This is a genomic window from Streptomyces sp. NPDC059649, assembly GCF_042734445.1.
Lineage (GTDB): Bacteria > Actinomycetota > Actinomycetes > Streptomycetales > Streptomycetaceae > Streptomyces.
Window position 1 is genome coordinate 121,880 of sequence record NZ_JBHWDV010000012.1, and the last position, 21,045, is coordinate 142,924.

17 protein-coding genes are annotated in these 21,045 nt (G+C 72.6%); 8 read left to right on the forward strand and 9 right to left on the reverse strand.

The window, feature by feature from the left end; all coding sequences use genetic code 11:
- The first annotated feature begins 19 nt into the window (after positions 1-19).
- A complete protein-coding gene (locus ACFV1J_RS16275; RefSeq protein ID WP_385858471.1) occupies positions 20-583 on the forward strand; it encodes a GNAT family N-acetyltransferase in 564 nt (187 codons plus the stop codon).
- Between the two features lie 75 nt (positions 584-658).
- On the opposite strand, the gene ACFV1J_RS16280 is transcribed toward ACFV1J_RS16275, so the two are convergent.
- The 3 genes from ACFV1J_RS16280 to ACFV1J_RS16290 form a co-directional block, all read right to left on the reverse strand.
- The gene (locus ACFV1J_RS16280; RefSeq protein ID WP_385858474.1) at positions 659-4,678 is read right to left on the reverse strand and encodes a hypothetical protein; all 4,020 of its coding nucleotides are present in this window, start codon (positions 4,676-4,678) and stop codon (positions 659-661) included.
- 39 nt (positions 4,679-4,717) lie between these two features.
- On the reverse strand, positions 4,718-7,540 hold the full coding sequence (locus ACFV1J_RS16285; RefSeq protein ID WP_385858477.1) for a hypothetical protein: 2,823 nt from the start codon (positions 7,538-7,540) through the stop codon (positions 4,718-4,720).
- Between the two features lie 233 nt (positions 7,541-7,773).
- Complete coding sequence (locus ACFV1J_RS16290; protein ID WP_385858479.1) at positions 7,774-8,292, reverse strand: hypothetical protein; 519 nt, start codon at positions 8,290-8,292, stop codon at positions 7,774-7,776.
- 170 nt (positions 8,293-8,462) lie between these two features.
- Here ACFV1J_RS16290 and ACFV1J_RS16295 point away from each other — a divergent pair, with 170 nt between their 5' ends.
- Both ACFV1J_RS16295 and ACFV1J_RS16300 read left to right on the forward strand, forming a co-directional pair.
- A complete protein-coding gene (locus tag ACFV1J_RS16295) occupies positions 8,463-10,520 on the forward strand; it encodes an ATP-binding protein (protein ID WP_385858482.1) in 2,058 nt (685 codons plus the stop codon).
- A gap of 165 nt (positions 10,521-10,685) precedes the next feature.
- Positions 10,686-11,807 (forward strand): hypothetical protein, encoded by a 1,122-nt coding sequence (locus ACFV1J_RS16300; RefSeq protein WP_385858485.1) that lies wholly within the window; start codon positions 10,686-10,688, stop codon positions 11,805-11,807.
- 15 nt (positions 11,808-11,822) lie between these two features.
- Here ACFV1J_RS16300 and ACFV1J_RS16305 read toward each other — a convergent pair whose 3' ends face one another.
- Complete coding sequence (locus ACFV1J_RS16305; protein ID WP_385858487.1) at positions 11,823-12,209, reverse strand: DUF2267 domain-containing protein; 387 nt, start codon at positions 12,207-12,209, stop codon at positions 11,823-11,825.
- A gap of 208 nt (positions 12,210-12,417) precedes the next feature.
- On the opposite strand from ACFV1J_RS16305, the gene ACFV1J_RS16310 reads away from it, so the two are divergent.
- Positions 12,418-13,056 (forward strand): GPP34 family phosphoprotein, encoded by a 639-nt coding sequence (locus tag ACFV1J_RS16310; protein ID WP_385858489.1) that lies wholly within the window; start codon positions 12,418-12,420, stop codon positions 13,054-13,056.
- A gap of 17 nt (positions 13,057-13,073) precedes the next feature.
- Here the strand turns inward: ACFV1J_RS16310 and ACFV1J_RS16315 are convergent, their stop codons facing one another.
- Complete coding sequence (locus ACFV1J_RS16315; RefSeq protein WP_385858492.1) at positions 13,074-13,832, reverse strand: dienelactone hydrolase family protein; 759 nt, start codon at positions 13,830-13,832, stop codon at positions 13,074-13,076.
- Positions 13,833-14,295: 463 nt separating this feature from the next.
- Here ACFV1J_RS16315 and ACFV1J_RS16320 point away from each other — a divergent pair, with 463 nt between their 5' ends.
- Together ACFV1J_RS16320 and ACFV1J_RS16325 are read left to right on the forward strand one after the other, a co-directional pair.
- Entirely contained in the window at positions 14,296-15,678 is a 1,383-nt protein-coding gene (locus tag ACFV1J_RS16320; protein WP_385858494.1) for a family 2B encapsulin nanocompartment shell protein, read from the forward strand.
- 109 nt (positions 15,679-15,787) lie between these two features.
- Complete coding sequence (locus ACFV1J_RS16325) at positions 15,788-17,248, forward strand: SufS family cysteine desulfurase (protein WP_385858497.1); 1,461 nt, start codon at positions 15,788-15,790, stop codon at positions 17,246-17,248.
- A gap of 154 nt (positions 17,249-17,402) precedes the next feature.
- Here the strand turns inward: ACFV1J_RS16325 and ACFV1J_RS16330 are convergent, their stop codons facing one another.
- Together ACFV1J_RS16330 and ACFV1J_RS16335 are read right to left on the reverse strand one after the other, a co-directional pair.
- Positions 17,403-17,804 carry a DUF2267 domain-containing protein gene (locus tag ACFV1J_RS16330; protein WP_385858554.1) on the reverse strand — a complete coding sequence of 134 codons (402 nt, stop codon included), beginning with the start codon at positions 17,802-17,804 and terminating at the stop codon, positions 17,403-17,405.
- Between the two features lie 63 nt (positions 17,805-17,867).
- A complete protein-coding gene (locus ACFV1J_RS16335) occupies positions 17,868-18,362 on the reverse strand; it encodes a hypothetical protein (protein WP_385858500.1) in 495 nt (164 codons plus the stop codon).
- Between the two features lie 424 nt (positions 18,363-18,786).
- Between ACFV1J_RS16335 and ACFV1J_RS16340 the strand changes: the two genes are divergently transcribed.
- Entirely contained in the window at positions 18,787-19,275 is a 489-nt protein-coding gene (locus tag ACFV1J_RS16340; RefSeq protein ID WP_385858502.1) for a J domain-containing protein, read from the forward strand.
- Positions 19,276-19,380: 105 nt separating this feature from the next.
- On the opposite strand, the gene ACFV1J_RS16345 is transcribed toward ACFV1J_RS16340, so the two are convergent.
- The gene (locus ACFV1J_RS16345) at positions 19,381-19,524 is read right to left on the reverse strand and encodes a hypothetical protein (RefSeq protein ID WP_385858504.1); all 144 of its coding nucleotides are present in this window, start codon (positions 19,522-19,524) and stop codon (positions 19,381-19,383) included.
- Between the two features lie 365 nt (positions 19,525-19,889).
- Here ACFV1J_RS16345 and ACFV1J_RS16350 point away from each other — a divergent pair, with 365 nt between their 5' ends.
- Positions 19,890-20,093 (forward strand): hypothetical protein, encoded by a 204-nt coding sequence (locus ACFV1J_RS16350; protein WP_385858506.1) that lies wholly within the window; start codon positions 19,890-19,892, stop codon positions 20,091-20,093.
- Between the two features lie 99 nt (positions 20,094-20,192).
- Here the strand turns inward: ACFV1J_RS16350 and ACFV1J_RS16355 are convergent, their stop codons facing one another.
- On the reverse strand, positions 20,193-20,801 hold the full coding sequence (locus ACFV1J_RS16355; protein ID WP_385858508.1) for a TetR/AcrR family transcriptional regulator: 609 nt from the start codon (positions 20,799-20,801) through the stop codon (positions 20,193-20,195).
- Positions 20,802-21,045: the final 244 nt, after the last annotated feature.

Genomic DNA, 21,045 nt, shown 5'->3' on the forward strand with positions numbered 1-21,045 from the left:
CCGACCGCGGAAGGTGACCATGTACGCGATGTCCCTCGGTGACGACGGCGCCGAACTGCGCCCGCTGGAGCCGTGGCGGGCCGGGGAGTTCCTGGCCCATGTCGACCGGGGCCGGGAGTTCATCGGGCAGCACAACGGCCTCCCGGACGTCGTCACGGACCTGGCCGCGAGCCGGGCGTTCCTCCAGGGGTACGCGGAGAGGACCGCGAACGACACCGGGCGGATCCACGGCATCTGGACGGACGGCACGCTGGTCGGCGCGGTCGTCCTGCGGACGATGGACGTCGCGCGGGGCACCGCCGAGGCGGGCTGCTGGCTGGAACCGTCGGCGGTCGGCAAGGGGTTGGTGACCCGGGCCGCGCGGGTGCTCATCGACTGGGCCGTCGAGGAGCGGGGCATCCACCGGGTCGAATGGTGGGTCTCGTCGGCGAACACGCCCAGCATCGCGGTGGCCCGGCGGCTGGGGATGACGCGGGACGGCGTACTGCGCGAGAGCTACCTCTACCGGGGGCAGCGGCACGACGAGGAGATCTGGTCGGTGCTGGCGCCGGAGTGGAGGGCGGGGAAGCGGGGCGGCGGGTAGCCGAGCCGGCGGCGAGCACTCGCCCCCCGGTGCCACGCGCGCGCACGGACCGCGGTCCTCCGGAGCGGCGGTCCTCTAGAGCGGCACCGTGTCCGCGTAGATCACCTGGAACCCGAGCGGGCCGAAGAGCTCGCTCTCCGCGAAGTCCGAACCGCAGACGGCGCTTTCGGTCACCAGCAGCCGCAGCGGGCCCGCGGGCAGCGGTGAGGGCAGGGCGAACTCGCCGGCGTAGGTCTGGTCGGGGCGGGAGGTGTCCTCCGGGTCGAGCAGGATCTCGGTGTCGTCGAGTTTCCGCCAGGCGACCGCATCGTCCGGGATGTCCGGGTCCCGCTGCAGCAGGGACACGCTCACCTCAGGGCTGACGCCTCCGCCGACGGTGAAGTCGGTGAGGTAGTTCGGTCCGGAGAGCCGCACGGTCAGCGGGTCGGTGCCCTCGACGGTCAGCACCCGGTCGGGCAGCGTCCGCAGGACCGGTGTGTGCACGATCGGGGACAGGTGCTCGCCTTCCAGCGAGTCCGGCTGGAAACGGGCGACGGCCAGCCGGACGAACGGGAGATAGCCGTCCCCCGTGTCGATGTCCAGGTCGCAGACCCAGCGGCCGCTGTCCTCGGCGAACCGCGGCCGGTAGCCCACGGCCGTGACCGTGAAGCCGGGGAAGAAGGCGTCCGGGTCGGGTAGCACCAGGCCGGACCTGACATGTTCGGCGCCGGGGAAGTGGGCCGGTGTGGGCAGCGTGACGGGCGCGGACCGGTGCGCCGGGTCGCGGCCCATGAGGGTGAGGAAGGGGTACGCGCCCTCGCTCGGCTCCTCGCCCTCCTCCGGGACGAGTACGGCGAGCAGTTCGCCGTTGCCGGAGGTGAACCACGGCCGGGCGAGGTAGAGGCGCAGCCCGCCGCCGCGGCGGTGCCGGGTGAGGGTCCCGGGCAGGCCGCCGGACGTCTCGAAGGCCATGGTGGGGAGGCAGTCGAGCACGGTGGGCGCGGCGGGTTTGCTGCTGCTCAGCACGGTGTGCGGCACCGGCTCGCCCCACTGCGCCAGCAGTTTCTGCTCCGGGTCGTCGGCGAACTCGGGCGGGAAGCAGTCGCCGAACGGCGTGGTGGCCAGGGGCCGGTACGTCACCTGCCGGTGCTTGGTGTCGCCGAACTCCTGCCGCTCCGGCGGGGGCGCGACGCCTCCCGGGTCGTTCGCCGCCGCCGCGGCGGCAGCGGCCGTGCTGAAGAAGAGCTGATTCCCGTCGAGGGTGCTGGGAACGTTGTTGATGTCGACGTCCGGGCCGAACGGAACGGCCAGTGCCGGCGGCAGACGGAAGACCGGAGCGGTGAGCTCCCGCGTCCGGGGTCCCGGCTCCGTAAGGTCGTCGATCTCCTCGGTCCAGTGCGCGATGAGGTCGATCCGCTCGGTGCTGGGCGGGTCCAGCAGGACGAACCCGGCCAGGTGTTCACCGGTGTCGCCGAGGTCGCGGCCGGTGATGTCGAAGAAGGTCAGGGCCGGGGCGACCAGCGGGCGCTGGACGGCGTGGGTGAGGGTCAGTTCGTGCCAGGGGGTGGTCATCCAGTGCCGGTTCGCCCGGGCGGCGGCCATCACCTTCTCGAACTGCTCGCCGTCGCCGAGCGCCTCCCGGCACCAGTGGAGCATGCCCAGGATCTTCTCGTTGGCGACTGCTTTGGAGCAGACCCGCACGGTGCGCACCGCGGCCTTCGGCAGCGCGACGGTCAGGACCCGGGCCGCGGCGTCCAGTTGAGGCGGGCCGGTGCCCTCGACCAGGCGCAGCCGCAGGGACTTCGGTGTGGACCAGTCCGTGCCGGCCCAGGACACCTCGAAGGGGTCGTCCTCCGGCATGCCCGGCAGTCCGCGGAAGACCACGCCGAGCGACAGCGGATCGGGCAGGTAGGGCAGTGCGATCCGCTCCCCGGTGTGCACGACGTAGCGCTGCGGCGGGTTGTCCTCCGCGGGGCCGTCCGACGGAGGGCCGGGCTCCGGCACGGCGAAGTCGACGAAAGCGACGCCGTCCAGCGACGGGTCGTCCAGCCGACCGTCCTCCCGTACGGCCAGCTGGTACACCGACCGGCGGACCTCGGGGTCCGTGGCGCCGATCGCCGCGTCGAGCAGGCCGTGCCGTTCGACGGCCTCCAGCGAGGCCTTGGGGGCGACCAGGTGCCGCTCGTCGACCGCCCGGTACGGCGGATGCGTGCCGCCGGCCACCGGCGGCCGGGAGTTGGCGTCGTCCGCGTACTGCTGGGGGGACTGCTCGGCGGTGCTGCGGATCACCAGCCGGTGGGCCGAATCGCCCTCGGTGAACGGCGCACGCGGCAGCAGGGTGGGCGCGGCCACGCACTCGTAGCGGCGGAAGAGCTCGCCCCCGGAGGACGGCAGGGCCAGGAGGTCCTGGTCCATGAGCCGTTCGGCCTCGTCGAGGGTGGGGCCGTTGCCCGCCAGGTCGACGGTGCGGATGCGCAGGCGGTAGGAGCGGCCGAACCGCAGCCGGGACAGCGTTCCCGGCCGGGCCTCCGCCTCGATCTGCAGCGGCAGGGTCGTGGTGGCCCGGTTGGTGATGCGCCGCGGCCCGGCCGGTCCGCCCGCGCCCTCCTCGCCGTCCGGCCCCTCGTCGACCAGCGCCATGCCGGGACGGGGCGCGGACAGCGTCCAGCCGTCCCAGCAGACGACGCGTTCGTGCACGTGGAGCCGCTGGGCGGCGCCCTCGGGCCGGGTCACACCGGGCTGGAAGAAGCCCTCGTCCGTCACCGTGGCGATCGGTTCACCGCCGTCCCCGTCCGGCGGGTTGTAGTGGACGATGCGCTGATGGAGCGAGAACCACCGCTGCCGGCTCTCGTCGAAGACGTCGATCCGATGGCCGCGCACCAGGTCCTCGGCGGTCAGCACGGGGGAGCCGCCGTTGCCGAGGGCGTCCTGGTGCGCCGCGGCACGCCGGAAGCCGGACTGCAGGGCCTGGGCGCGGCCGCCCTGGACGACGGCCAGGCCGGCCGTCCGCAGGCTCGGCGGCGCCGAGCGTTCCGGTGTCGTCCCGTCCGGTGAGAGGTCGTCCGGCACCGCCGCGGCGGCCGAGGCGGCGAGCAGCTTGAGGTTCACCCCGTCGATGTCGGCCTGCTCGATGGCGTACTCCGACTCGGGCAGCGCCAACAGGCCGCGGGCCGGCGGCCCCAGCGGGTCCCCGCCGGTGGCGGCGGCGCAGAAGTCCTCGCCGGGGACCAGCGCGTACCGGGTCGCCGGGGTCAGGTCCTGGGAGGCCGCGTCGGGCACCAGGGAGGCGAACCGTGGGGCCATCGCCAGGCCCCGCTCCCCGCGGGCGGGCGTCAGCCGGCCGACCGGCAGGGTGAGGTCCACGACCAGGCCGAGCCGGCGCATCAGCGCGGGGTGGTCGCCCAGGGCGGAGAGCATCTGGTGGAAGTCGATCGCCGGTGGCGTCGGGCGGGGCGGGGGCTCGGGTGGCGGTTCGTCAGGGGGCCGGGGCCCGGCGAACGTGGCGAGGTGCTGCTCCTGCTGGTGGAAGGCGAGGAAGGCGTCCTGCGGGCCGAGTTCGGGCTCGGCCGGACCGTCGGGCCGGTCGGTGGCGAGCTGGTCGGCGGCGGCGAGGGTGGCCGCGATCTCCTGCAGCCGGGCCGGCATGTCCTCGGCCGGTGCGAAGCCGGCGAACTGGCTCATGCCCCCGGCGGCCGGGAGCTCCTCCGGTGAGGCCGCCGCGGCGGCGGCGAAGGCGCCGCGCGTGGTGTCCGCGAGCCCCTTGGCCGGGTACGACACCTTGACCGACGGCCGGAAGTCGTCGAACTCGAAGGGCGTCACGGGGGTGTGCGGCGGGAAGAGGCGTTGCCACAGGGCCGATTCGGCGGCCGGGCCGGAGACCGTGAGCGGCCCGATCTCCGGGTCGGACGCCGTACCGTTCCCGTCGGTGGTGACGACGAAGAAGCTCGCGGTGGCCAGCCGTGCGGGCCAGTCCAGGAAGTCCGGGAAGTCGGCGAGGGTGACCGCGCGGTCGGCCCCCAGTCTGGGGGCCACGAAGAGCGAGAAGCGGGCCTGACCGCCGTCGGGGCTCAGACCGGCCGGCAGCAGGACCCACTGGATGCGCTGGTCGATGGTCACGGCCCGGTCCCGTCCTTCCGCAGCTGCCGCCCGGCCGCCTCAGGGGGCGAAGGCCAGGCAGTACCGGTCCCAGTCGGCCGGCTCGACACAATCGGCGAAGCCGGGGTCGGCGGGCGATCCACCGAACCGGCGCTGGAGGCTGAGCGTGACCGACCTGCTGAAGAAGGCCACCCGCACACTGACGCAGAGACTGCCCGCACCGAACACCTCCGTGGTGTGCCTGTTGCTGTCCTTGACGTAGGTGAGCTGCAGAGAGAACTCCACGGAGACGCTGACCACCCCGAGGACGGAGAGGTAGCCCCCGCAGCGCAGATAGCCGGTGAGGGTGACGGACTGCCCGGTGAGGGCGAAGTAGATCCCGCCCATCACATGGACGCCGCCGCTGGCGACACCGAGGTCGAGGGAGGCGTTGCCGCCGAACTCCAGTGAGCCTTCGACCAGTTCGACCTGGCGGGTGCTGACGATGACGGAGAAGAATCCGCCGCCGCCGAAGAGCGAGACGCTCAGGTTGAACGGCTGGTGCCGCTCGGAGACCGCGAAGCGGAACGAGACCGGACGGTCGTCGAAGGGGACTGTCAGTTCGGCGGTGAGGGTGACGTTGCTCAGCGCGAAGACGCCGAGCTGTACGGCCGGAACGGCGAGCGTGTAGCCCGCGCTGATCCCCGTCGGCGAGGGCTTGACGAAGGCGCCCTTGCCGAAGACGTCGGCCGGCAGCAGGTCCTTGAGCGCGTTGACGAATTCCAGGGCGTCCTGGAGATGGACCTTCAGGCCCTCGGCGGTCAGGTCGGGGCGGCTTCCCGGCCGGGCGGTGAACGCGAGCCGTCCGATGTCGACCCGCACGATGCGGGCGAAGTCGAGCGCGAAGCCGGTGAGTTCGCCGTGCACCGTCGACCGCTGCAGTGCCTGGGGTGCGCAGACGGTGGTGGCCTCCATGGTCAGCGCCGCGTTCCTGAGATCGAGGGTGAAGACGCCGGCCACGATGTCCACCGGCTCGCGCCGCAGCCGCGGCTTCCAGAGATAGCGGACCTCCCGGCCCTTCGCCAGCTCGCGGGCCCGCATGATCGGTACGGGCAGCAACGCGTCGGCGCCGCCTTCCAGCCTGCGCCGGATCTCGTCGTCGTCCAGCACGGCCAGCTCCCGCACGGCGGAGCCGTCGACCTCGTCGAGCAGGGTGAACAGGTCGAGGACGCCGAGCAGTTTGGCGCCGCCGAAGATCTGCCGGAGCTGGTCCGTGCCCAGCCCGGTCGCGGCCGCCCGCGCCTCGGCGAAATCGGCCGGCAGCAGGCCCGCCGTCGCGGTGACCGCCCGGACCGCGGAGTCCGGGCTCGCGACACCGCCGCCCTTGCCCGCACCGAAGCGCACCGGCACGTCCTCTGCCAGGGAGAGGAACGCCCCGGCCGCCTGCCCGGCCATGCCGACGCTCAGATAGGCGTCGTGCAGCCTGACCTCGGACTCGGTGGCGAGCCCGGTCAGCTGCTCCACGGCGGGGACCCGTACCTGCGCCGACTGCAGGACGGGCAGGGCGCCCAGCGGATGGCCCGGCGCGTGCGACATCACCAGCTTCAGCGCACTCACGGGCAGTGCGGTGGTCCCGGGCGCACCGCTGGGCGGCCGGGCCAGGGCCGCCGTCCGGCCGTTCAGCGCGATCGTCCTGCGGTCCTCGAACAGCGGGTCGTTGTAGTCGAAGATCCGCAGGCTGCCCACCGCCCGCGCGTCGACGAACATCAGCGGCATCGTGAAGCTGAGGTCCCGGCCTTCGCCGTCGGTCCCGACGACCGTGAAGCGGTAGGGCTCCGCGCTGCCTTCGAGGGTCACCCAGAACTGCTCTTCCCCGTGGTCGACGACCGGCGGCGTGGTGGTGTCGAGGATGCGCAGCGACCGGAACGGCATCTCCCGCCCCTCATGGGGAAATCCCACGTTCTCGTAGGAGACCTCGGGCTCGCTGACGCTGATGCGGGTCTCCTGCTGCAGGTAGGCGACGGAGCTGCCGTCCCCGGTGTCCGAGAACTTGCGCTCACTGGTACGGATCAGCAGGGCCCGGTGCCCGGTGCTGAGAAAGCCGCGCTGGGCGACCTGGACCACCTGGTCACGGCCCAGCTCGGCGACGTGGTGGTAGGACGCCAGACTCGTCCCCGGCACCGGCTCCCAGGCACCGGCCATCCGTACGGACGCACCGAGCGGGGTGAGCACGAACCGCTCGGCGCGCAGCGGTCTGCGCACCGGGGCACCGTCCGGACCGACCAGGTCCACGTCGTGGGTGAAGGCGACGAGATCGGTGCGGTTGTCGTCGGTGAGGGGGAGATCGGTGCGCGGCGGCCGGTCGCGCGGTGCCGCGAAGGCGCGCAACAGCGCATCGCCGCCGTTCTCCCCGCGCAGCTCGGCGTGGAACAGCTCGCACCGGCCGTCGAGCGTCACGGCCTGACGCGGTGTCGACCACTCGACGGCGCCTTCGTGGCCGAGCAGCACCCGGGTGGGGAATTCGATGGCCGTGCGCGGCACACCGCCGAAGACGTTGACGGTGGACGGGTCGGGAGGGTCGTCGGGCACGGTCAGGGACTGCAGGTGGTTCCAGTCCAGGAGGGCCGCGGCGGAGAGCTCGATGGCGTCCGCACCGTCGGGGAGCCGGAACACCAGGGTCGTGCCGCCGGACACGAACGCGGGCACGGTGTCGGGGAAGTTGCCCGGCGCCGGGTGCACCACGGTCTCGCTGATGTGCTGCGCCGGAAGGCCGAAGATCAGCAGCGCCTCGGCGGCCGGGTCCTCCCGCACCAGATGGGTGCCGTCCCGCCGGAGGTTGATCACCTCGACCCGGAGCTGCAGCAGATCCTCGACCCGCAGCACGGAGAAGGGCTCGGCGGTCATGGGAGCCGCCTTCCGATGACGTCGGAGCATGCGCGCGGAAGCGCGTGGGCGGGGATCAGGGACGTCACATGCCGTCACGCATCACATACCGTCACGCATCACATGCCGTCACACGTCGCACCGCGCACGGAGGCGCTTCCGTCCTCTTCAGTGTGGCGAACGGGTGACCGGCACGCATCTTTTGCCGGCTCTCCTGCGCACGCGCCCACCCGCCGCTCGGGTGCTCCCGCCGCTCACTTGGTCAACACATTCGCGCCGATGATGAACAGCCCGATCAGCGCGTCCACGCACCCGACCCGGCACGACGCCGGCCAACTCCGCCCCGCCGCCCGGGCGCTCCACAGGCCCCAGCCGAACAGCGCCACCGTATTCATCGTCAGGGCCACGTCGATCGCGCCCTCCTCGCCCCACCATCGCAGGTAGGAGCCGAACAGTGCGGCGACCGTCGGCAGTGCCGCGACCACCAGCGGCCACTCGGTGAGCATCGACCGCACCGCGCTCGTGGTGACCGAGGCCGCGTCAGCCGTGCGGTGGGCGATGGCGTGCGCGTAGCCGTGGGCCGCGGCCGACGCGATGCAGGCCACCAGCACCCACGCCGCGTCGTACCCGGGGTCCAAGGGCCCGTGCTCGCCCCCGAGGGCGGCCGCCAGCGCACTGGCGAGGACCGATCCGTAGACCCCGCCGAACAGGAACCGCTGCAACGGCTCCGCGCGGCGGGCAGGCGGGACGGACGGCATGACCTTGTCGCTCAACTTGCCACCTCGCGGACGGACGGGGGCCGGTGCTGCCACGGTCCCAAGAGATGTCACCGCACGCGAGGCGGGAGGATCGGCACAGACACCGTCGGAGTACGGGCAGCCGTCGGCGGCCGGCGTGCGGAAAACCCGCTTGGGCGACGCGGCGGTCGGCTAGAAAAGGGACCGTGAACCAGTCATCCAACGACTTGAGCGGGAACGTCACCGGGCCGGTCGTGCAGGCCGGCCACGTGGGGCAGTTGCACCTCACCCACCCGGTACCCACCGCACTGGCGGGGCTGCCCCCGGCACCGCCGGAGTTCACCGGCAGGGAGGAGGCCCTGCGCACCCTGACCGCCGCACTGCGCCCCGGCCCCGGCTCCCCGGCGGCGACGGCGTCCACACCACCGGCCACATCACCGGCCATATCCGCCCCGCCCGTCACGTCCTCGCCACCGGCCGCGGCCACGCCGCTGCCGGTGTCCACGCTCGTCGGCACCGCCGGCGTCGGCAAGACCGCGCTGGCCCTGCGCGCCGCGCAGGACGCCGTGGCGGCGGGCTGGTTCCCCGGCGGCGTGCTCTTCATCAACCTCCAGGGCTACGACGAGCACCGCTACGTCCGGCCGGACCTCGCGGTCTCCGTCTTCCTCAGCGCGCTCGGCGTCCCCGACGAACTCTTCCCGCCCACCTTCGAGGGCCGGCTGTCGCTGTACCGCTCGAAGCTGGCCGAACGCGCCGCCCGGCACGGCGCCGCCCTCGTGGTGCTCGACAACGCCTCCTCGACGGACCAGGTCGGCCCGCTGCTGCCCGGCTCCCCGGCCCACCGGGTCGTCGTCACCAGCCGCCGCACCCTCGGGGACCTCCCCGGCTCCCGGATCCTCGACCTCGGCGTCCTGGCCCCGGCCGAGGCCGCCGCCCTGATCAGCCGCACGCTCCGGATGCGCCGCCCCGACGACACCCGCGCCCAGGACGAGCCCGACGCCGTACGCGACCTCACCGCACTGTGCGGCCACCTCCCCCTCGCGCTCGCCGTCGTGGCCTCGATACTCGCCGGTGACCCGGAGCAGTCCGTCGGTGAGCTCACCGCGGCCCTGCGCGACCGTGCCACCCGCCTGGAGGAGCTCTCCTACGGTGACCGCCATTCGGTGACCGCCGCCTTCGACCTGTCCTACGCCCGGCTCGCCGCCGACGAGGCCCGGATGTTCCGGCTGCTGTCGCTCAACCCGGGCCAGCAGGTGAGTGTCGAGGCGGCCGCCGCGCTCGCCGGGGAATCCGTGCCCCGGGCCAGGAAACTGCTGCGCGCGCTCCGCGACGTCCACATGGTCGAGCCCGGCAAGCCCCGCGGCTGGATCCGCTTCCACGACCTGCTGCGCCTGTTCGCCGAGCGGCGCCGCGACGAGGAGGAGGACGCGGCGGGCGTCGAGGCCGCCGTCGACCGGCTGCTGGCCCACTACCGCGACGCCACCCGGGACGCCACCGAACGCATCGTGGCGGCGGCCCGCGCGCGCCGCCGGGACGACGCCGCGGAGGACTGGCTCGACACCGAGCGGCTGAACCTGCGGTCGGCCCTCCATCTGGCGCAGCGGCACGGCCGGCCCGCGGTGGTGCTGCCGCTGGCGCACGACGTCAGCTGGTTCCTGCGCCGTCAGCAGGACTGGGCCGCCGGCCTGGAAGTGTGCGACACGGCCGTGGAGTTCGCGCGCACCGTCGCCGACCGTGCCCAGCAGGCCCTGGCCCTGTACGACAAGGGCGACTTCCTCAAGCACAAGCAGGACTTCGACCAGGCGCTGTCCCTCTTCGCCGAGGCACTCGACCGCTACCGGGCGCTGGGGGACCGTACCGGCGAGGCCCGTACGCTGCACAGCATGGGCACGGCCGCCCGCCGCCTCGGCCGGTACGCGGAGGCGGAAGGCCATTACGCGGCCGCCCTCCCCCTCTTCCGGGCGCTCGACGACCACCAGGCCACCGCCCACACCCTCTTCAACCTGGCGTTCACGGCACGCCTGCAGGGCAGCCGGGTGGTGGCCGACCAGCACTACCGGTCGGCACTGGACCTCTATCGCCGGCTCGGCAACCCGGTCGGACGGGCCCGCACCCTGCAGCACCTCGGCCATCTCGCGGTGGCCGCCAACCGGCCGGCCGAGGCCCGCACTTACTGGGAACGGGCCAGGTCGGCGTACGAGGAGGCCGAACTGCCGCTGGCCGCCGAGGAGGTCACGGAGCTGCTGGGCGGGCTGCCGGCGTGAGGGCGACGGGCCGGGGCGGCCGGAACGACGGCTGCCCGGGCGCTCACCCTCCGCGGCCCGTCCCCGACGGCCGGTAGCGGCCCGCCCGTACCCCAGCGGACGCGCCGCACGCCCGTCGGGCGCATCATGGGCCCAGGGATGATTCCGTTCCCGGTGGGAGTGGCGATGCGACTTACTTTCCTCGAACCGCTCTACAAAGAAGCCGGCCCGTTCGCCTCGGTGTACCTCGACACCTCGCGCGACAGTGCCATTGAGGACCCGGATTCCGCCATCGCGCTGCGCTGGCGGCATCTGCGTGACGACCTGCTCGCCGAAGGCGCGGACCCGGCGTCCATCGCCGCCGTGGCGGGCACCGTCGGCGACGACGTCGGGGTGCCCGGCCGGCACGGGCAGGCGCTGTTCACCGCGCACGGGAAACTCGTCCTCCAGGACGAACTGCCCCGCCCGCCGGTACAGGACACGGCCCATTTCGGCGCGCTGCCCGACACCATGCCGCTGATCGCCCAGCATGCGCCCGAGATCGCCTATCTGGCGGTACGTGTCCACTACACGGGCCGCCACTCCACCGACGCCGAGGGCAACGTCCGCATCGACACCGAGGCCGGGACCTGGCCGCTGACCAAGGTGACGCCCGGGGACCGGCTCCACATGGAGGTCCCGGTGGCCGAATGGCAGCACCTCGCCGAACGGCTCGGCCGGCAGCTGGAGACGCAGGCCCGCCGCCGTGGCGCCGAGACGCTGGTCCTCGCCGGTGACACCTGGGCCCGGGGCATCCTGGCCCGCCGGCTCCCCACGTACCTGCGCAGCCGGCTCGCCACCGCCGAGGGCGGCGGTGCGCCGCAGCCGGGACGGGCGCTGCTGGAGGGGCAGCTCGACCGCCTGTTCAGCGGGCGGATGGCCGCCCACGACCGCAGCCTCCTGGAGTCCTTCCTGGCCCGCCGGGCCCACGACGGGGCCTGTGCCGAAGGGCTCGCGGCCGCGGTCTCGGCACTGCAGCGCGGCCAGGTCAGCGCGCTCTTCCTCAACGACCACCCGGAGTCGCCGCTGCGCCTGTGGGTGGGCCCGGAGCCCGGTCAGCTCGCCCTCACGGAGAGCGACCTGCGGGTCTACGGGGTGGAGACCGTACGCGAGGAGCGCGCCGATGCCGCCCTCACCCGCGCCCTGGTGGGCACGGGCGCGGAACTGGTCCTCGTCCCCGAGGAGCAGCTGAGGCTGCGCGAGGGGGTCGGGGTGCTGCTGCGCTACGTCGATGCGGTGCGCTACGGCGACCAGGTGGAGGCGGCCTGAGGGACGGCCGGCGGCTCAGTCGCCGAGGCCCGGCTTGCCGAAGAAGACGGCGTAGCCGGAGGGCAGCTGGCTGAGGACCTGGTTCAGCTCCCCGCCGGAGACGGCGTCGGCGACGGTGGAGAGGACGGCACAGGCGTCCCACTCGGCCGTACGGGTCCGGGCACCGGCGCGTTCGGCCACCCGGCGCAGGAATTCCTGCCGGCCGTAGCTCTCGGTCCGCCCGTCGGTACGCAACGCCTCGTCCAGCGGCGCCGGCAGCTGCGACGCCAGGTCCGCGGCCTCACCGGGAGTGATCCGACCGGCCAGCACCTGCAGCACGGCCCCGGTGACCCGCTCGGCCTCCTCCCGGCTGCCGTACTCGCCGCGCTCACGCACCTTCGCCAGGAACTCATCGCTCTTCATCAGTGCCCCACCTCATCTCCCACGTGGGCGTCTTGACTGTCTTGGGCGGCTTGGACCTCGTGGATCCCTGGGCCCGGGGTCTCCTGAGCGCGTGCCCGATGTGGCGTGGGGATATCGCGCGTGGTCCGGGGAATTCCGGGCCGCCGTCGGTGCGGGATGCAGCCGGAGGCACGACTCCGTAAGCTCGAAGCAGAAGTGGGGAGCCGTCATGACCACACCGCGGGACCTGCTGATCGTGGCCCTGGGCGAGCCGGCCGGACGCCGTCCCGCGCAGGGCGATCTGTCGCTGGCGCTCGCCGGGGCCGAGCTGATCGACCTGCTGCGGGCGCAGTCCGCCGCGCTGGACGGTGAGCGCATCGTCCCCGGTTACCGCCCGGCCGTGACGGATCGCCTGTTGGACGAGGCGGCGGGAGCGCTCGTCCAGCAGGAGCCGTACGAGTTGGTCGAGGACTGGTTGTGGCGCAGGGGCCGCGGCCTGTATACGGCGTATCTGACGGCCCTCGAAGCCGACGGCCAGCTCACCCGCGAACGCCGGGGGCACTGGAAGCCCTTCCGGGCCGGTGAGTTGGTGCTGACCGAGTCCCCCGCGCGCCGGGCGGCGGCGGACCGCTGGGCGGCGGACGAACCCGTCCTCGTCGCCCTCGCGGCCGCCCTCGGCATCGGTGCGGAGCCGGCCGGAGACCCCCGGTCCGAGGGTCTCCGGGACGACGGGCCACCGGCCGGCGAGGCGGTGGAGACGGTGCTCGCCGCCGTCCATGACGCGCTGAGCGAGCTGGGGTACCAGCGGCAGCGGCACGCCATCGACCAGGCCGCGTTCGACAACATCTGGCGGGGCGGCGACGGTTGACGCCCGGACGGGCCGGTTCAGCCGAGCGTGCGCCCGAACAGGTCCAGCAGGTCGCGCCAATGCCGGTCGTCCGCCGCGCCGTTGTAGGCGGCGGTGTCGGTCTGCGTGTAGCCGTGGGGGGCGCCTTCGTACAGCTCGCTGCGGTAGCGCACGCCCGCGGTGTCCAGGGCCTGCTCCAAGGCCTTGATCTCCTCGGCCGGCATCGAGGCGTCCTGGTCGGCGTGCCCGAAGTACAGCTCCGCCGTGATCCGGTCGACGAGCCGGTGCGGACTGTCCTCGGCGTCCGTGACCAGATGGCCGGCGTGGAACGAGGCCGCCGCGGCGATGCGGTCGGGATGGGCCGCGGCGGTGCGGAGCGCGAGGACGCCGCCCAGGCAGTAACCGGTGGTGCCCACCGGGCCGTCGGCCACCAGCGGCGAGGCGGCCAGCCAGTCCAGGTACGCGCCGGCGTCCCGCACGGCCCGCTCCGGGGTGAGCTCCTGAATGATCGGGAAGAGCTGCTCGAAGATCTCCGGCCGCTCGGCGGGGACGATGAAGTCGGGAAGCTCCACCACAGGCGCCCGCCCGGTCCGGTACAGGACGTTGGGCACCAGCACCGTGTAGCCGTGCCCGGCCAGGCGCCTGGCCATCGCTTCCAACGACGTGCGCAGACCGAAGGCGTCCATGTACAGCAGGACCCCGGGGTGCGCACGGCCGTCGTCGGGGTGGGCGAGATAGGCGTCCACGACGCCGTCCTGGGTGGGAATGTCCAGGGTCGTACCGTGCACGGTGGTCATGTCCGTACCTTTCCTCGGGTGGCACCTTCCTACAGCGTCGGCAGGCCCTGATCCATTCCGCGGGGCAACGCGGCGCGAGTCGGCACCACTCCGTTCGGCGACACCGGCCGGCGTCCTGAACCCACCGCCATAAGCCGCCCTTTAAGAAACACAAAGCAGTGGGATGAGGGGAAATCAGGTCGTCTGTGCAGCAACGTGCTGTGCCTGTTGGGGAGTTCGGGATCAGGTGGCCGGGCGGCGCCGCGGCCGCTCGGTAATTCCCCGCATGGTCATGGCGATATGACGGCCCGTGGTCGTACGCCCATGCGGGCATGAGAATTCAGAACGCCGAGCAATTCCGGCCGGAGACCGGTGGACGGTTGGTTGCGGCTGCGCGACGCCCGCCCGGACGATCGGGATGTTCCCGCATGTCGTCCGGCCGTACGCCGGCCGTCCGGCATGCCTGTGTGCGAGGAGGGGTCCCGTGACCGACCAGTTGAGCCTCAGCCCGGATGCCGCACGGCAGCTCGCGACAACCACCAAGACCAGCCCGCAGATGCGTGGCATCACCCCGCGCTATCTGCTCCGTGCACTGCCCTGGGTCGACGTCGAAGCGGGCGTCTTCCGCGTCAACCGTCGGCGCACCTACGTCCTCGGCGACGACCGCATCAGCACGCACAGCGACGGCGGTTCGCCCCGGGTCATCCCGGGCGACCTGCGGGAACTGCCGTACCTCAGGGAAGCCGACGACGCCCTGCTGTCCGAACTGGCCGGAGCCTTCACGGAAGTGCCCTTCGAGGCCGGGCAGCTGCTGGCCCAGGACGGTGAGGCGCACGACCAGCTGTGGGTGATCGTCCAGGGCCGCGCCGAGAAGCGGGTGAGCGGCCGCTACGGCGAGGACGCGGTGCTCGAAGTGATCGGCGACGGCCAGTTCTTCGACCTCGACTCCTGGACCCGCGGCGAGCCCATGCCGTACCGCGTCAGGGCGCTCACCCCCGGCGTGGCCCTGTGCGTCGAGCGCAGTGTGCTCGCCGGGCTCTCCGACCGCGACGCGACGGTGCGCGGAGCGCTGGACGCCTACGTTTCCACGGACGGCGTGCTGCCCGGCACCGAGGTGCCGGTCGACCTCAGCTCCGGCCACGTCGGCGAACCCGACCTCCCGGGGACGTACGTCGACTACGAGGACACGCCCCGTGAGTACCACATGACCCTCGCGCAGACCGTCCTCCGCGTCCACACCAGGGTCTCCGACCTCTACAACGGGCCCATCGACCAGATCCGCGCCCAGTCCAACCTCACCGTCCACGCCCTGCGCGAGCGGCAGGAGGCCGCACTGCTCAACCACCCGGAATTCGGGCTCTTCCACAATGTGGCGCCCGGGCAGCGGGTGCAGGCGCGCACCGGCTCGCCGACCCCCGACGACCTGGACGAGCTGCTGACCCGGGTCTGGAAGCAGCCCGGCTACTTCCTGGCCCACCCCAGGGCGATCGCCGCGTTCGGCCGGGAATGTACGCGCCGGGGTGTGCCCCCGATCATCGACACCCGGTTCGGCAGCCCCCTGTTGACCTGGCGCGGAGTGCCGCTGCTGCCGTCCGACAAGGTGCGGTTCTCCGGCGGTGCGGGCATCGGCACCACGGAGATCCTGCTGATGCGAGTGGGCGAGGCCGAACAGGGCGTGGTGGGCCTGCGCCCCGCCAAGATCGAGGACGAGGTGGAACCCGGCCTGTCGATGCGGAACATGGGCGTCGACCAGAAGGGCATCACCTCGTACCTGATGACGGCGTACTTCAACACCGCGGTACTGGTGGAGGACGCCCTCGCGGTGCTCCAGAACGTCGAGGTCGCCAACTACCATGACTACTCCTGACGTCCTCCGGGGCGCCTGGCCGAGCGCCCCGGCTGCGAGCACGACACCGGTCACGGCACCTGCCGCGGCAGGGATTGCCGCGCCCGTTGCGGCACCGGATGCCTCGGCCGTGACGGCGCCGGCCGAGGCGGGCCTGGCCGCCCCGGTGACGACGCCGACCGCCACGGTGCCGGCCGCCGGCCCGGCCGCCGGTCAGGTCGCCGGTCCGGGCACGCCCTCCGTACCGGATCCGGCCCTGCACCCCGTCATGGATCCCGTCACGAACCCCGTCATGGACCCCGTCGGCGCACAGGCCGCCACCGATGCCGCCGCCCCGCCGTCCGCCGCCGTCCTCCCGGGCCAACCGACCGGATTCTCACCGGAGTTGGCGCGGAGGGACATCCCGATCCTGCACCGGACGGTGAACGGGCACCCCCTCGTATGGCTGGACAACGGAGCCACCACCCAGAAGCCGCGCCAGGTCATCGAGGCGCTGGCCGGCTTCTACGGCTCCACCAACTCCAACATCCACCGCGGCGCGCACACCATGGCCCGGGAGGCCACCGAGGCGTACGAGGCGGGCCGGGCGGCGGTGGCCCGGTTCCTGGGCGCACCGTCCCCGGACGACATCGTCTTCGTACGCGGCACCACCGAGGCGATCAACCTCGTCGCCCAGAGCTGGGGACGGGCCAACCTCGGCCCCGGGGACGACATCCTGGTGTCCACACTGGAGCACCACTCGAACATCGTGCCCTGGCAGCTGATCGCCAAGGAGACCCGGGCCCGGGTGGTGCCCGTACCGCTGCAACCGGACGGGCAGGTCGACCTCGACGCGTACGCCGATCTGCTCTCCATGCGCACCCAGCTCGTCGCGCTCAGCCAGGTCTCGAACGTGCTCGGCACCGTCGTGCCGGTACGCGAGATGACCGCGCTGGCGCACCGGTACGGCGCCAAGGTGCTGGTGGACGGGGCGCAGGCGGTGGCGCACTTCCCCGTCGACGTCACGGACCTGGACGCCGACTTCTACGCGTTCTCGGGCCACAAACTCTTCGCCCCCACGGGCATCGGCGCCCTGTACGCGAAACCGGAGGTCCTCGCGAAGATGGCGCCGTGGCAGGGCGGCGGCAACATGATCGAGTCCGTCGACTTCACCCGCACCACCTACGCGCCCGTGCCGCACCGTATGGAGGCCGGCACCGGGCACATCTCCGGAGTGGTCGGTCTGCTGGCCGCGCTCAACTGGCTGACCTCCTTCGACCGGAACGCCATCGCCGCCCATGAGACGGCGCTGACGGCCCATGCCCAACAGGCGCTGTCCACGGTCCCGGGACTGGAACTGCTGGGTTCCGCGCCCGGCCGGGTCGGCGTGCTGACCTTCACCCTCGCCGGCCAGGACCCGTCCGGGATCGCCGACTGGCTGGACCGGGACGGCATCGCCATCCGCGCCGGCCACCACTGCGCCCAACCCGCCCTGGCCCACTACGGATTGACCAGCGCGGCGCGCGCCTCGCTGGCCCTCTACAACACCCCGGAGGAGGTGGACAAGCTGGTGGCCTCGCTCCAGCAACTGCAACTACAGCAGGGGGGGTGACGGAGCGTCCGCGGGCTGTCTGGGGGCCGTCCGCGGGCCGCCGGTGGGTGGCTGCCCTCGCCCCGCTGCCGCCCTCGTCGTCCCGCCGTCCCGTCCGCATCACGGATGGCGACGGCGGGACGCCGGTCAGCGCCTGCTGGCCCATACCGGCGGGTCAGCCGGAGGCGCTCGCCCGTTCCGGGTGGCCGAAGAGGAGGTCGTATCCCGGGGGCAGCTGGAGCAGCGTGCGCTGCAGGAGGTCTTCGCCGGCGGCATCGGCGACGACGCTGAGCACGGCGCCGACGTCCCACTTGGCGGTCTCCTCGGTGGCGCCCTCGATCCAGGCGGCCGTGGCCCGAACGAACCGTTCCGGATCGAGTGGCTCGGCGGCCGGTAGAGGGTTCAGGAGGATCAGGGCGTAGGTCTCCGGCAATCGGGCGGCCAGCTCGGCACGCTCCTCGCCGACCAGATGGGCGCCGAGCAGCGCCAGGACGACCCGAGCCGCCCGTTCCGCTTCCTGCTGTGTGTCGTATTCACCGCGTTCCTGGACGTACGCCAGAAACGCCTCCGCTCGCATGGACACCGTTCGCTCTCCTCGTCTACCTCTGCCTTCTTCTTTGTGTGGCGTAATCCGTGTCATCTATATGATGACACGGGAGGCGTCGTCTGGAGGGTGACGCCCGGGACGCGCCTCCGCCCGGCGCCGGAGCGCCGCCCGTATCGCGGCCACGACGTCCTGCGCCTGCGGTGTGGTGACGGCGATACGGGCGAAGGCCGCGGCCGCGGGCTGCTGTGGCGACGGGCCCGGGTGCGGCGACGGGCCCGGGCGTGCGGGCGAGCGCGGGTCTGAGGGGGAGTGGAGGTCGACCTGGACCACCGGTCCTCGCCGCGGGGCGATGGCCACGAAATCCTGGCCGTCGCGGTGCTGCCATACGCCCAGGCAACGGTATTCGGGCACGCTGAAGCTCCGGCCCCGGACCGGGGACCCGCGCAGCGCCCGCCACCAGTCCTCCTGGACCGACACGCCCGTCACCGCCTGCAGCGGAACGGTGACCGCTGCCCGCCGGACCGCGATCTTCTCCCACCACGCCGGCCTGACCACCAGCGCGTCCCCTTCCACGTCCAGCCGAGCCATGGCACGTAACGGGGTGGGGCCACTGGGGCCACTGGGGGCACTGGGGGCACTGGGGGCGCCGGCGCAGGGGAACACCCCGTGTCCCGCCGCCAGTTCCGTGCTCACGACAGCCGCCTCCCTCGGAGAAGCGGGGTGCCGCAGGCGGCCTGCGCGATGACGTCGTGCATGGGGTGTGTGACCGCCTGCGAGCGTCTTCAGGACCTGACGCATGCCGCGGGCAGGGGCCGCAGCGATCGTCAGGTGGTCAGCCGCAGCTGCGTACTCAAACGCTGCCCCTCCTCAGCCGTATACCCCGAAGGGGCCGCTCTTGACAACCGGCCCCCGGCCCCCTATCGAGGAACTCAGGGCTCTTTCCGAGTGCCCCTACAGGTCCCATGCCCCATGCCCCATGCCCGAGACCTGCTGAGAGCAGGAGGTGACGGTGATGCCGGGACCGCAGCACGACCACTACGCCGTACTCGGTGTCCCGCCCTCCGCCTCCGCGCGCCAGATCACCACGGCGTACCGCCGACTGGTCCGCAGCCTGCACCCGGACACCGGTCCCGCCCGTCCGGCGGCGGAGCAGGAACTCGCGGAGGTGCTGACGGCCTACCGCGTACTGCACGACCCGGAGAGCCGGACCCGTTACGACGCGGACCGGGCCCTCGCCGAGCGGAACCGGCGCTACGCGGAGCGGCAGCGTCCACGCGGCGCACCGGGCCGCGGGGGCCCCGGCCGCTCGGTCCCCGTCCGGACCGACGGGACACGACCGCCGGGCGAAGCCGACACCGTGCTCCGGCTACGGTTCGGCCCGGTGAGCATCGAACTGCTCGGCGTCCGTCGCACCGAGGACGACGCCCCGGCGACCGATGGGCTGGAGTCCCTGGAGTGGCTCCTGCGCCCGTTGTGGGGGCGAGGCCGTCAGGGACGGTAACGGGGGCGGGGGCGGGGGCGGGTGCGGCCCGCGGCGCGTGAGTACGGGCGCTACCCGCGCGGGGGGCCGGCGCGACGCGCGTGGGGGCCGCGGCGCGACGCGCGCTCACTCCGGGGTCGGAATTTGCCCCTCCGGGTACTTCTTCACCCAGGTCGCGCCGCATTCGGCGCAGGAGGAGTACTCGATCAGCTCGCCGTCCTCGGTCACGCCCAGGCTCTGTATCAGGCGAACGTGTACATGTGTACCCATGTGGGTTCCTTTCCGCTGTACCGCAGAAATTTCCGCAACAAGGCGAAGAACGCGGAATGCCGAACATCCTGGACATAGGGCCCGTCGGGGTGTCAACGAAGTGGTCGCACTCTGAGACGAGTCGGGCAGCCTGATGACTGTCGGTGACTGGCGCGGCCGCTCGCAGGGCCGATCCATGCCCTCAGCGCCGCTCACCTCGGCCACCGCGAACTCGGTTCTTCCCACCGTGTCCCGGCCGAGCACCCCTCGTTGACCGAACGACCGGCCACTACTGCTGGCCACTACTGCCCGTCACTACTACCGGTCGCTACTGCCGGTCACCACGGCCACCACTGACCACGATCACTTCGGAGGAACCTGTGCGCGTGCGCAACACGACCCTGACCCTCGCGGCCACCGCCGCGGCCCTGGCGGGACTGGCGGGGGCCGTGCCCGCCGCCGCTGCCGACACCGGCACCCAGCTCCCGGTCGCCGAAACCACCGACAGCGCGCAGGACATGGGGTCGGCGGTGGCGCAGGGGCTCGGCCTCGACCTCGGTAACCCGAACCCGCACCATCAGGTCTGGTAGCCGTCGGTAGCCGGTGATGGATGGCGAGCGAACGGCCTGGTGGCTCCCAACGGCCTGGTGGTTCCCAACGGCCCGGTGGCTCCCGGGGGCACGCGCCGGTTACGTGCTGGGGCTGGGGAGGTGGCGGCTACCGGAGGAGGCCGGAGCTCCGGTGCGGAGGCCGTCCATGACGATGTCGAGGAGACGGCCGGCGCGGGACTGCCAGTCGCTGTGCGGGTCGATCTGCCAGAGGCCGGCGATGGCGAGGGAGAAGTCGTCGGGCGTCATGCCGGGGCGGATGGTGCCGGCCTCTTCGTTGGCCTTCAGCAGGAGGGCGACGGCCGATGTCACCGGCCCGTGTCCGGAGGCGGCCAGGCTGCCGTGCGCGGTCGCCTTGCGGAGCGCATCGGCCAGACCGGCCTTGGCCATGGCGTACTGGGCGAGGCGGTCCATCCACTCCCGCAGGGCCTGGTCGGGGGAGCGGGTTTCGAGCAGCTGGGCCGCGGTGTCGGCGACCTGTTGGACCTCGTAGCGGTAGACCTCGAGGACGAGCGACTCGCGGTTGGGGAAGTTGCGGTAGAACGTCGCCTGTCCGACGCCGGCCTTCTTCGCGATCGCGCTCAGCGGGGCGTCGGCCGCGCGCGTCAGCTCCTCCAGGGCGACTTCCAGGATGCGCTCGCGGTTCCGTTGCGCGTCCGAGCGCAGTGTGGCGTCCTTCTTCTCCCGCACTCGTCCTCCTCCGGAAATCACTGCCGGAAACAACTGCCAGAAATGACCGTCGGATCAGTCTTGCTAACCGGACAGGTGTCCGGTAGATTCCAGGTAATCGGATAGCTGTCCGGTTAGCTCCACCATAGCGGCAGAGGCGGGTGGTGGGGACAGTCGGTGGTCGGCCGCAACCGACTTCTCACCTGCGGGTCCTGTGGTCCCGTGGGATTGCCCGAGCCTCTGTAGTTGCCACGTTGCCCTTCCG